The following is a 12534-nucleotide window of genomic DNA, read 5'->3' as shown; positions in this document are numbered from 1 at the left end:
CGGAGAGCGTGGAAGGGCGGCCCTCAGGGGCCGCCCTTTTTCGTTGCGCCGGACGCGGCGGCGGAGCGTCAGGCCAGCATCTTGCCCATGCGGATCAGCGGCACCTTGAACCCCGTCGAGGTGTCGGCCTCGAAGGGCTCGATCGTCCTGTATCCTGTGGCGCGATAGAGCGGCTCGCCCGAGAGCGTGGCGGCCATTTCGCAGCGGCTGAAGCCCTCGGCGGCGGCGGCGGCCTCGCAGGTGTCGAGGATCAGCTTACCCACCCCCCGGCGAGCGAAGTCGGGATGGGTGTACATGGCCCGGATGCGGGCCGGCTCCGTCGCGGGATCCACCAGGCCTGAATCGCGGCCGGCGCTATGATCGCCGCCGAACAGGGTGGCCCGCCGGCTCCAGCCGCCGCAGCCGGCGACCTGGCTGTCAGCCTCCACCACGAAATAGGTGCCGTCCTCGATCAGCTGGGTATCCAGGCCCATGATCTCGAAGGAGGCCGCCACCCCCTCCGGCGGCAGATAGGCCGCCAGGTGAATGCGGATCGCCTGCTCCATCAGGGCCCGCAGCGTCTCGACGTCGGCTGCCGTCGCAGAGCGGATGGCCAGCGCGCCGCGTGGCGCGGCGAGCACGGCGCGGGCGGCGTAGCGCCGGTTGAGCAGGGTCACCGCCACCCCATGTTCCAGCCGGTCCAGCAGCCAGGCCGGCACGGTGACGGTGCGCTTGTCCGGCTCCCAGGCGAAGGCCCCGGCCTCATCGGCGTCCCGCAGCAGCTTCAGCACGTGGGCCCGCGAGACGCCGTGCCGCCGGGCCAGATCGGCCACCGAGACCGGCGCCGATCCGGTCTCGGTGGCCAGTTGTTCAGCCACCAGGTCCGACAGGATCGCCAGCCCCGCGTCCCGCTGCGCGAACAGCAGCAATTCGGGACCCAGGCCCGGATAGGTCAGGGGCGGATTGACGCTGGCGCTGGCCAGGGTGCGGCGGGTGAAGTGGAAGAAGTCCGCCCCCGCCATCAGTGGCAGCACCGCCGCGGAGGCTGGATCGACCAGGGCGAGCGCCCGAAGCCCGTGGCGCAGATAGTCCCGGAACCAGGTGAGATAGTCCTCGCTAAATCCGTAGCGGACCGACAGGCCTGAGGTCTTGGCCAGGGGAAGGAGCGCGCCGCGCTGGCGCATGAGGGCGAGGTAGCTCTCCACCCGGCCCGCGCTGCAGATGCCGGACTCCACGCACATCCGCGTCAGGCGGCCCGCGGTCAGACCCTCCTCGGTGTCGTAGAGGCACAGGGCCAGGGTGCCGATAGTCTGGCTGCCGCGATCCTTGAACAGGCTGCGCAGGGAGCCCAGCGTCAGGGCCGGCTGGGCGGTTTGTTCGGCGGCCAGGAAGGCGGCGTGGAAATTGGGGTGCGTCCGCATCTCCGCGATCTCTTCGACGCTTAGCCGCGGCGGCCATCCGCCCAGGTCGAACGGGTCCTCGAAGACATTGCTTGTCGACATTCCCACCCACTCCACTCGCCCGTTAGGCGAACGCTCGCAACGCTGACGCGCGAATCCCTTCCCAAAATTCGCCAATTGCCGGTTGCGAAGCCAGGCCCTTGAATAACACGGGTAGATTTAGCCGTCTTGGGGACTCCCGCGAGACGGTGTGTCGGGGGTTACTTCATGTCGGAACGGACGCAGAAGCTGCTGCGCCTGGCGCAGGCGCTTGAGATCCTGCGCGAACGGCTGCTGGCCGACGCCGTCGATCCCACGACCGCGGCCGCCCTTCGCGAGCAGCTTTCCGGGACCCTGGCGGAGTTGTCGGCCCTGCGTCGGCTGGTGGGCGACAGCCCGGCGACGGAGGCGACCCGACGGCTCTACCTGGCCCTGGAGGCCCTGGAACTTTCGGCCCAGAGCCTTCCGGTCACCAATGTCATCGCCATCTCCCGGCCAGCCGCCCGCCGCGCGCGGCGCTTCGACGAGACCGCGCGACGGCTGATCGCCCGCGCCGCCGCCGTGGCCCTGCTGATCGAGGCCGCCAGCCCCCTGACCGCCGCCGCCGCGCCTGGCGTCAATCTCGACATCACCAACGCAACCCCGGCCACCGCCGCCAGCGGCCTCATCGCCCAGTCCCGCGCCGTCACCTTCAACCGGGTCGGCGAGCGCAACACTGCCCAGAGCCGCCTGACCTTCGGAACCCAGGCCCTGGCCGCCATCAACGGCGACACCAGCCCGGCGGCGACCGCGGCGCTGTTCAGCTTCCACTGCCAGGTCAATCTGGGCGCCTGCATCTTCGGCGGCGGCGTCCCGGACAAGACCAGGCTAGCCCCCCAGGTGCTGGGCTATATCGCCCTGCAGACCAATGCCCTGACCTATCTCGACGCGCCGCCGCAGCCGGAGGAGATGCTCGACACCCTGACCGGGACCATCGGCGCGATCAGCCAGGGCAGCGGGGCGTTCGCCGGCGGCGACGGAGAGCCCGGGGGGACCGTCACCCTGACCAACACCGCGGCCGTCGGATCGACCGGCGACTACGCGGCGGGCCTGTTGGCCAAGTCGGTGGGCGGGACGGGGGTCTGGAACGTCAACCTCGGGCTCTTCAATCTTCCCGTCTACACCAACGGCGGCGCGGCCGGCCCGGTGACCGTCGACAATCGCGGGGCGATCACCACGACCGGGATCAGCTCCCCCGCCATCGCCGCGCTCAGCGTTGGCGGTCTCGGCGTCCAGGGCGGCCGGGGCGGGGAGGTCACCGTCACCACCACCGGCGCCCTCACCACCTCCGGGTCCGGCGCCCACGGCGTGCTGGCGCAGAGCATGGGCGGCCGGTCGATCAATGACAGCCCCAGCGTCACCGGCGGCGTCGCCGGCCGCATCCTGGTCACCATCAAGTCCGCCGTCGTCACCACCGGCGCCAAGGCCTATGGCGTGCTCGCCCGCAGCCTGGGGGGCGAGGGCTCGCGGGGCGACAGCGCATCGGGCGTCGACGACAGCTCCAACGCCGGCGGCCGCGGCGGTGACGCCGGCACGGTGCGGGTCGATATCGCGTCCGGCGGCGCCATCACCACTTCGGGCGCGGGCGCCCATGCGGTGGCGGGCTTCAGCCTCGGCGGCCAGGGCGGCCAGGGCGGCGGCGGCAACAACGCCTATGCCGGCGCCACCGGCGGCGACGGAGGCCTGACCGGCGACGTCACCCTCACCAACGCCGGGACGCTGAAGACCTCGGGCGACCGCGCCTATGGCATGCTGGGCCAGTCCCTGGCCGGCAAGGGCGGCGACGGCGGCGACGGCGACTCCATCTTCGTGGGCCAGGGCGGCAAGGGCGGCGCCTCGGCGCCGGGCGGCGTCATCACCATGACCAACACCGGGACCATCGCCACCCAGGGCCTGGAGTCCTACGGCATGTTCGGCCAGAGCCTGGGCGGGGTCGGCGGCGACGGCGGCTCCTCGGACGGAATCTTCTATTCCGACGCCGGCAACGGCGGCACCGCGGAGTCGGCCCGCTGCCGGATCTATTTCGTCTGCCCGGACGGCGGGGCGGTCAGTCTTAGCAACATGGGCTCGGTCACCACCCAGGGCGCGCGCGCCCACGCCCTGTTCCTGGAGAGCATCGGCGGCGGCGGCGGCAACGGCGGCTCGGCCGGCGGCTGGATCAGCGTCTCGGGCGGCTCCGGCGGCGACGCCGGCAATGGCGGCCTGGTCACCGCGATCAACGGCAAGGGCGCGACCCTGTCGGCCTCGGGCCAGGGCGCCTCGGCGATCTTCGCCCAGAGCGTCGGCGGCGGCGGCGGCAACGGCGGCGACGCCTTCGGGGCCGGGGCCTTCGCCTCGGTGGCCGTGGGCGGCGCCGGCGGCGCGGGGGGCAAGGGCGGCGCGGTGGTCGTGCAGAACGACGGCCTGATCAAGAGCTCGGGCCTCGGCGCCGACGCGATCTTCGCCCAGTCGATCGGCGGCGGCGGCGGCAAGGGTGGCTCGGCCACAGCCATCAGCGTCGGGGCCTTCGTCTCGGCCTCGGTGGCGGTGGGCGGCTCCGGGGGGGCAGGCGGCGACGCCTCCACCGTCAACGTGAAGAACACCGGCGCCATAGAGGCGGCCGGCGACTTCGCCAACGCCATCTTCGCCCAGAGCGTCGGCGGCGGCGGCGGCGCGGGCGGCCAGGCGACCTCCGTGGCCATCGCCGGCGGCGACAAGGTGGCGGTCGCCATCTCGGTCTCCGTGGGCGGTTCCGGCGGCGACGGCGGGGCCGGCATGCGGGTCGACGTGACCAATACCGGCGCGCTCACCACCTACGACTTCAATGCCTCAGGCGTCTTCGCCCAGAGCGTCGGCGGCGGCGGCGGGCGGGGCGGCGACGCCTCGGCCAGCGCCATCACCGCGGCGGCGGGCAAGGGGACCGAGGTCAATGTCTCAGTCGCCGTGGGGGGCTCCGGCGGCAAGGGCGGGGCCGGCGACATCGTCAATGTCGACAACGGCGGCCTGATTACCACCTATGGCGACGGCTCCACCGGCATCTTCGCCCAGAGCGTCGGCGGCGGCGGCGGGGCCGGCGGCGACGCCTCGGCCACCACGGCGGCCTTCAATGTCGGCGGCCAGGTGCGCAGCGCCGAGATCAAGGTGGCGGTCGGCGGCCACGGCGGGGCGGCCGGCGACGGGGCCCTGGTCAAGGTCGTCAATACCGGCGCCATCGTCACCCTGGGCGCCAGCGCCAACGGGGTCACAGCCCAGAGCGTCGGCGGCGGCGGCGGCAATGGCGGCGCAGGCTCCATGGGCTCCCTGCTGGAGGGGATCGACATCCCCACCGTGCTCCCCGACGGCAAGGGCGAGGACAACAACACCAGCCTCAAGCAGAAGGCCACCGACCGCTACGCCACCTTAAAGCGTGAGTTCTCCCGCATCCTCTCCAACCCCGGCTCCTTCGGGAAGAACCTGGCCCGCGACGTCGGCAAGAAGACCAGCAAGGCCCCCGACAGCATCGCCATCTCCATCGGCGTGGGCGGCTATGGCGGCGCGGCCGGCAAGGGCGGCGAGGTTGCGCTCACCAGCACCGGCGAGATCGTCACCGCCGGCTTCATGTCCTCGGGGGTCTTCGCCCAGAGCGTGGGCGGCGGCGGTGGCTCCGGCGGCGGTGGAGACGGCAGCGCGACCGGCGACATGAGCATCGGCGGCGGTTTGGGCGGGGCCGGCGGGTCCTCCGGCGCGGGAAGCTCGGTGACCGTCACCAACGAGGGCGCGATCTCCACCCTGGGCGACCTCTCCTACGGGGTCCTGGCCCAGAGCGTCGGCGGCGGCGGCGGCATCGGCGGCACCGGCGCCGGCGAGATCAGCGGCGGCTATTCCTTCTCGCTCTCCATCGGCGGCAAGGGCGGATCGGTGGACAACGGCGGGGCGGTCAAGGTCGCCCAGGAGGGTGACGTGGTCACCTTCGGCGCCAGCTCGGCAGGCGTCCTGGCCCAGTCCGTCGGCGGCGGCGGCGGCATCGGCGGCGCGGCCAATGCGTCGAACTATCTGAACGTCGCCCTGGGCGGCTCGGGCACGTCGGGCGGCGACGGCGGCGACGTCGAGGTTTCGGTGAAGGGCGCCATCGCCACCTCCGGCAAGGCGGCCTATGGCGTCCTGGCCCAGAGCGTCGGCGGCGGCGGCGGCCTGGGCGGCGGGGTGGTCCCGGCCACCCTGGTGTTCGGGGTCGATCCCCTGGGCCTCGTCAAGATCGACACCGGCGTCCCCTATTCCGTCGCCAGCCTCGGCATGGGCGGCGGCGGCGGTAAGGGCGGGAACGGCGGGGCCATCAAGGTCACGACGACCGGCGCCATCACCACCACCGGCGAGGGCGCGCACGGCGTCTACGCCCAGTCCATCGGCGGCGGCGGCGGCATCGGCGGCACCGGCGCCAACTCCTTCCCGGCGGCCATCGCGCTGTCGGGCTCCAACGGCGACAAGGGCGTGGCGGGCGCCATCACCATCGCCCACGCCGGCGACATCAAGGCCTTCGGGGACGGCGCCCACGGCATCCTGGCCCAGAGCGTCGGCGGCGCGGGTTCGAACGGCCGCGGCGCCGACATCAACATCACCGTCAATGGCGCAATCGCGGGTGGCGCCAACGGCGGGGCGGGCATCTTCATGGCCGGCGGGGGCGATAACCACCTGACCATCGGCGGCGGCTCGGTCACCGCCAAATCCTACCTGGCCATCCTCGGCTCCGACGGCGACGACGCGGTGGACAACTCAGGCCGGGTCATCGGCAATGTCGGTCTGGGGGGCGGCGCCAACAGCTTCACCAACCGCGCCGCGGGCGTGGTGGAAAGCGCCCAGGTCATCGCCCTCAACGGCGGGATCTTCGCCAACGCCGGCCTGGTTTCACCTAGCGGGGCGGGCGTCCTGGCGACCACCGCCCTGCTGGGGAACTTCACGCAAGGCGCCACCGGCGCCCTGAAGATCGACGCCCGCTATCACGCCGGCGCCGCAGACCGCATCGATGTCTCGGGCGCGGCCGCCCTCGCGGGCCACGTGATCCTCGAGCCCTACCATGTGCTTGACCTCATCCCCGGCAAGTACGTCACCGCCTTGAGCGCGGCGTCGCTGACCCACACCGGGATCTCCGCCAACACCAGCGACACCCTGGTGATCGATTACGGCCTTCGGGCCACGGCCACCGAGCTGCAGGTGGGGACCGACAAGGTCGACTTCGTGCTGGCGGGTCTCAGCCCCAATCAGGTCGCCATCACCCGGCACATCCAGGCCAGCTGGGCCGCCGGCGGCACGCCCGCCCAGGAACCGCTGCTGGACGACCTGGCCTATCAGAAGAACCGGGCCGCCTATGTGGCCCGCGTCGACACCCTGGACCCCGGCGCCGGACCGACCCAGGGAGTCGCGCCGCTGATGTCGTCCCTCACCTTCGTCGGCGGGCTGATGAGCTGCCCGGGCGGCGAGGGCGCGACCGATGTCCTGCACGAAGGCGCCTGCTACTGGGCCAAGGCCGGCGGCGGCTCCAGCCGCAGGTCCGCCGGCGCCACCGAACCCGGCTACCAGCAGCACGCCATGCGCCTGCAGGCCGGCGGTCAGTTCGCGCTCAGCCAGCCCGGCTGGTTCGGGGGGCTGTCGCTTGGCCTGGAGGACAGCCAGTTCGACAGCGGCGCCCCGGCCCATTCGCGGGCCCGGCGCATCCAGGCCGGCGCGGTCATCAAGCGCGAGATGGGCCCCCTGCTGCTGGCCGCCGCCGGCAGCTATCAGTACAGCCGCGCCGACCTCTCCCGCGCCGTGAACTTCCCCATCGACCAGGTGTCGGCGGGCAGCCATCCGGTGACCAACCTCGCCTCCCTGCGCCTACGCGCCGCCTATACCGCCCAAGGCCAGAGCTTCTATGTGCGGCCCTCCCTTGAGGGGGAGGCCTATCACCTGGGCCTCAAGGGCTATCGCGAGAGCGGTGCGCCGGGCCTGAACCTGATCGTCAGGGATGGCGACCAGTCCTTCACCTCCGGCACGGCCAACCTGGAGATCGGCGGCACCCATGTCACCGCCAAGGGCCTGGTCTTGCGGCCCTACGCCAATGTCGGCATCACCCGCTTCTCGGAAAGCAGCTGGGACGTCACCGCCCGGCTGGAAAGCGCCCCCGCCGCCGCGCCCGATTTCACGGTGAAGACCGAACTGCCGCAACAGCTCACCCGCGCCGCCCTCGGCCTGGAGGCCGACTTCGAGAGGGGCGCGATCCGCGTCGAGTACGAAACCCGCCAGGGCGACCGCTACCGGGACGACACCGCGGCCATCAAGCTGCGGATGCAGTTCTAGATCCCCCGGTGTCATCCCGGTTTCCGCGCGAGCGGAAGACCGGGACCGCGAAGCGGCGGCGCGAAGTAGCCACCAGACGCGCCGATCTCTCCGGCACGCGCCGCGCATCTGGGTCCCGGACAAGCCCTGCGGGCTTTCCGGGATGACGGTGGGTGGATGACAAGGCCGCCCCTTCAGGCCAGTCTCACGCCATGAGCCTGCCGCCCTTCCCCACCCAGCCCGCCGGAACCCCGTGGCCGACGGAAGAATGGCCGCTGGGCCTCTTCCCGCCGGGCTTCGACCGCCTGCGCCTCGACGACCTGATGGCCGAGCAGTTCGACCAACTGGCCTTCGGCGAGGCTCACGCCGTGGTGCTGATCAAGGACGGCCGGCTGATCTTCGAGCGCTATGGTCCTGACCACGACGCCGACAAGACCTGCCTGTCCTGGTCCAAGGCCAAGAGCATCACCCACGCGCTGGCCGGCCTGCTGGTGGGGGACGGCAAGCTCGACATCCACGCGCCCGCCGATGTCCCCGAGTGGCGCGACGGCGGCGACCCGCGCGGCGCGATCACCCTCGATCACCTGCTGCGCATGTCCTCGGGCCTGGAGTTCTCCGAGGTCTATGAGCCGGACAAGCCCTCGGACACCATCGAGATGATGTGGGGCTCGGGAAAGGCCGACGTCGCCCACTATGCCGCCGACAAGCCGCTGCTCTATGCGCCCGGCCGCCACTGGTCCTATTCCAGCGGAACCACCAACATCGTCGCCCGGGTGCTGGCCCGGACGCTTGACGCCTACGGCCCCGATTTCGAGGCCTTCATGCGCACGCGGCTGTTTGCGCCGCTCGGCATGACCAGTCCGGTCCCGAAGTTCGATCCGGTCGGGACCTTCATCGGCTCGTCCTACTGCTTCGCCACCGCCCAGGACTTCGCCCGCTTCGGCCTGCTCTACCTGCGCGGCGGTGTGTGGGAGAACCAGCGCCTGCTGCCCGAGGGTTGGGCCGACTACGCCCGCACGCCGACCTTCCAGCAGGAGGGCGTGACCGAGGGGGCCTACGGCGCCCACTGGTGGCTGGGCCTCGGCGGCCCCGGCTCCTTCTCCGCCAACGGCCACGAGGGCCAGTTCACCGTCGTGGTTCCCGACCTAGACCTGGTGGTGGTCCGCCACGGCAAGACCCCCAGCGAGAAGAAGGACGACCTCAAGGCCTGGCTGACCGAATTGGTGGACTGCTTCCGGCCGTGAGTCTCGCCGTTGTCTTGCTGATCCTGCTGGCGGGCGCCTTCCTGTTCGTGCGCAGGCGGCTGAACGACAGCGCCGTGCCCACCGCCCGCAGCCTGCTGGTCGCCGGCGCGCCGAAGGTCGTCATGGCGATCTGGGCCCATCCCGACGACGAGATCACCAGCGCGGGGACCTTCGCGGCCCTCGCGCGCGAGGGCGCCCAGGTCATCCTGATCTACCTCACGCGGGGAGAGGCCGCCCGCGACACCGGCTATAGCCGCGAGGACCTCGCGCAGGTCCGCCGCCTGGAGGCCGAGGCCGCCGGCGCCACGCTCGGCGCCCACGCCGTCGAGGTGTTCGAATGGCCCGACGGCGGCCTCGCCACCGCCGACGGCGACGCGGTGAATGCAGTGATCCGTGAACGGATCGCCCACTGGAAGCCGAGCGTGCTCATCAGCTTCGATGAGAAGATCGGATATTACGGCCACCCCGATCACGTGGCCGTCGGCCGCTGGGCGCGTGAGCTTGCCCAGGAAGAGAACTCGGTCCGCCGCCTCTACCAGGCGACCCTGCCCAAGGCGCTGATCCAGCTGGCCCTCAAGCTGGTGGCCGCGTTCCGCGACAACTATCCGAGCGACCCGCAAGCCGGTCTCCCCGCCCCCACCGTCGCCGTGCCCATCGCCCGCTTCGCCACCACCAAGCGCCGCCTGCTGGACGTCCACGCCAGCCAGGCCAAGGTCATCGCCGACGTCCAGCCCGGCTACGACCGCGTGCCCGCCTGGCTCTACTACCGCCTGTTCGACCGGGAGTATTTCGCCCTGGCGGTCAGTCGCTAGTCCGGATCGCCCGCCAGCACGGTCTCCCGGTGCGCCAGGGCCACCGCCGCCGGCATACTGGACCAGCCCTGCAGCAGCGAACCGCGCCCCCAGGGCGGCGAGAAGTATTCCACCGCCCCCATCCAGCCCTGGCTCAAGCAATATTCCCACCACCGCACCATGGGATAGCGCCAGCCCGGAAGGCCGCGCCGCAGCCGCTCGTCGGCATAGAGGCCGTCCAGCCAGGGCCAGTCGGAGCCGTTGTGGTAGCGGAACGGGAACACCGTCTTCGACCTCAGGTCGCCGCGCCGGCTGAAGGGCGGATAGGCGCAGAGCATGCCCCAGTCGCCGAAGCCTTGGGCGGAGTTGTGCCGGCTCTCCAGGGCCCGGCGCACGCGCTCCAGCACAGCGAGCGCATCGGCCTCCGGCAAGGCGTCGTGGCGCAGCAGGGTGAGGCTGTCGAGGGTCAGGTGGTCCTCGGCGACGCCGGCCGGCACGTCGAGATAGTCGGGATAGCCGCCGTGGGGCCGCTTCATCTGCGCCGCCACCGCGACCCGGGCTTCCGCGGCCGTCACCTTGGCCCGCGCCGCCAGCTCCGGGTCCTGCGCCGCGCCGAGTTCGACAAGCGCGTCCAGGGCGCCCACCCACAGGCCGATGTCGTAGCTCACCAGGCCCGAGCGGTAGACATTGTCGGCCCAGTCGCGGTCGTGGCGCGGCTTCACCGGCAGGCCGTCCGGCGACAGGGCGACGTAGCGCTCGTAGATCGCCTTCACGAAGGGCCAGTTTCGGTCCACCGGCTCCACATCCCCCGTCGCGCGGACGTAGTCGCCAAGCGTCAACACGAAGAACAGCGGTGAGTCGAAGTGGTCGCTCCACCAGTCGGCGCGGCGCTTGTGGATCCAGTCGAACCCGAACACCGTGGTGCGCAGCGCCTCCCAGGCCTGGGCCATCTCCGGGCCGGACACGATCACCCCGCTCGGGGCCTCGCCGTCGGGCTGGATACCGGCCGCCAGCAAATCGATCTGGGCGTGGACCACGGCCGGCGCGGCCTTCAGCAGCAGTTGCAAAGTCCAGTAGCCGTCGCGGTAATAGGTCCGGGCCGGCGCGCTATAGGCCAGGCCCGCGGCCAGGCCGTCGAACCGCCCACGCTCGTCACGGCGCACCGAGGAAAGCGCCGCGTGGGTTCCCTGCATGACCATGGAACGCAGCACCGGATCGGCCTCCGGCAGCTGGTCGCAGTGAACGGCGTAGTGCTCGGCCTCGGTGACGATGGTCTCGACCGACAGGCCCAGGCCGCGCTCGGCCTCGTCCACATCCGCGCCCGCCGAGACCACCAGGTCCGGCCCCCGCGTCTCCAGCAGCACCACCGCCCAGGGCAGGTCGATCCGCCGCCGCCCGCCCTTGCGGCTGACCCTGGATTTCGGATGCGCCGTGCGGTCCCACGACGCGCACCTCCGCGCCGGCGTGAAGCCGCGATAGGTCACGCCCTTCAGCACCAGCACTGGATCGGACTGGGCGGCATAGGCGCCCCCGTCCGGCGTGGTCACCAGGTTCGGCGCGTGGACATAGGGCCCGGTCAGGGCTGAGAACCGCAGCCGTCCCAGGTCGCCCGCGCCCCACAGCGCCAGCTCCAATCGGCCGTCCGCGTGCAGTTCCCCCTGCAGCCGCGGTCCCATGATCGGCAGCAGTACCGGGACCTGGCTCTCCACCCGCCCGTCGGGGCGCGGGGTCAGCACGACGCGCCATGGGCGGCGAGCGCGACAGCCAGTTCGTCGCGCATGATCTGCTTCAGCCGCTCGGGCCCCAGAATCTCCACCTTGTCGCCCCAGGTGAACAGGTGCCAGGCCAGCTCCCGCATGCCACCGGCCTGGAAAGTCGCCAGCACCCCGCCGTCCGGCAGGGGTTCCAGCCTCTGGGTCGGGTGAAAGCGCCAGCCCATGGCCTCCTCGGCGCCATGGGGCAGGATGCGCAGCCGCACCTCCTCCACCGCGTCCTGATAGATGCCGAAGGAGCGCTCGACGAAGGCCTGCAGGGTGAAGTCCTCGGGCTTGGCGCCGAAGGTCTCGGTGACCTCCAGGTCGGCCACCCGGTCCAGCCGCCAGGTACGCGGCTCGGTGGAGTCCCCCTCGGCGCCCACCAGATAGTTGGACCGCCCGAACAGCACCCCGAACGGCGTGATCTCCCGCACCCGACCGGGGGTCGAGCCGCCTTGATACTTGAACCGCAGGCGGCGCAGGGACTTGATGGCGTCGCGGATGGCGCCCAGCACGCTCTCGTCCTCGAAAGGGCGGGGCCCGGCGTGGATGGAGATGGCCTCGGCTTCCAACAGAGCCTCCAGGTCCGGGGCGAGCTTGCGGCGCACGCCCGCCCGCATGGCCGACAGCACCTTCTGTTCCAGGTTCAACAAGGCAGCCGACCGCCCGGTTGCGCCCATGGCCCGGAACTGTTCGGCCGCGGCGTGCAGGGCGGCGAACTCGTCGGCGGTGGGCGCCTGGAAGATGCCGTCCAGGCCCGAGGGAATCTTGAACCGCCGGGTAGGCGGATCCTCCACCTCCTCCATCTGCGGGAAGGCGTCGCGGACCGCGTCGCGCATGCGCTCGGCGGTGCGTCGCCCCACCCCCATGGAACCTGCCATCTCGTCGAGCGTCATGCCTTCGGCGGAAGACGCCAGGAGACGCGCCAGTTCGAGTAACCGAGTCGCCTTTTCGTGCCGCAAAGTCGGCCCCTATTTTTGTACGTCCGTTTCTGACGCACCGACATCCTACCTTGATGATG

Annotated in this window: 6 protein-coding genes; 3 read left to right on the top strand and 3 right to left on the bottom strand. The window is 71.6% G+C overall.

What is annotated here, in order from left to right; all coding sequences use genetic code 11:
- Positions 1–68 precede the first annotated feature (68 nt).
- On the bottom strand, positions 69–1481 hold the full coding sequence (locus Q7J39_RS20895) for a GNAT family N-acetyltransferase (protein WP_370690042.1): 1413 nt from the start codon (positions 1479–1481) through the stop codon (positions 69–71).
- 165 nt (positions 1482–1646) lie between these two features.
- On the opposite strand from Q7J39_RS20895, the gene Q7J39_RS10370 reads away from it, so the two are divergent.
- The 3 genes from Q7J39_RS10370 (at position 1647) to Q7J39_RS10360 (ending at position 9780) form a co-directional block, all read left to right on the top strand.
- The gene (locus Q7J39_RS10370) at positions 1647–7745 is read left to right on the top strand and encodes an autotransporter outer membrane beta-barrel domain-containing protein (RefSeq protein WP_304823940.1); all 6099 of its coding nucleotides are present in this window, start codon (positions 1647–1649) and stop codon (positions 7743–7745) included.
- Positions 7746–7897: 152 nt separating this feature from the next.
- Complete coding sequence (locus Q7J39_RS10365) at positions 7898–8968, top strand: serine hydrolase (protein ID WP_304823938.1); 1071 nt, start codon at positions 7898–7900, stop codon at positions 8966–8968.
- Positions 8965–9780, top strand: coding sequence for a PIG-L deacetylase family protein (locus tag Q7J39_RS10360; RefSeq protein ID WP_304823935.1), 816 nt, complete (start codon positions 8965–8967; stop codon positions 9778–9780). The genes Q7J39_RS10365 and Q7J39_RS10360 overlap by 4 nt, the downstream gene beginning before the upstream one ends.
- Here the strand turns inward: Q7J39_RS10360 and Q7J39_RS10355 are convergent.
- Positions 9777–11495, bottom strand: coding sequence for a hypothetical protein (locus tag Q7J39_RS10355; RefSeq protein ID WP_304823932.1), 1719 nt, complete (start codon positions 11493–11495; stop codon positions 9777–9779). The genes Q7J39_RS10360 and Q7J39_RS10355 overlap by 4 nt on opposite strands.
- Positions 11489–12475, bottom strand: a complete 987-nt coding sequence (locus Q7J39_RS10350; protein WP_304823929.1) for a YafY family protein — start codon at positions 12473–12475, stop codon at positions 11489–11491. The genes Q7J39_RS10355 and Q7J39_RS10350 overlap by 7 nt, the downstream gene beginning before the upstream one ends.
- Between the last annotated feature and the right edge of the window lie 59 nt (positions 12476–12534).

Source organism: Phenylobacterium sp. (assembly GCF_030651185.1).
In the GTDB taxonomy this organism is placed as follows: Bacteria; Pseudomonadota; Alphaproteobacteria; order Caulobacterales; family Caulobacteraceae; genus Phenylobacterium.
The sequence above is the reverse complement of the archived record's forward strand: the minus strand, read 5'-3'. Positions and strand labels throughout refer to the sequence as shown.

Bases quoted from the DNA above. Each gene is read 5' to 3' on its own strand.
- Q7J39_RS10370 (WP_304823940.1), top strand. From the start codon at position 1,647: ATGTCGGAACGGACGCAGAAGCTGCTGCGCCTGGCGCAGGCGCTTGAG.
- Q7J39_RS20895 (WP_370690042.1), bottom strand. From the start codon at position 1,481: ATGTCGACAAGCAATGTCTTCGAGGACCCGTTCGACCTGGGCGGATGG.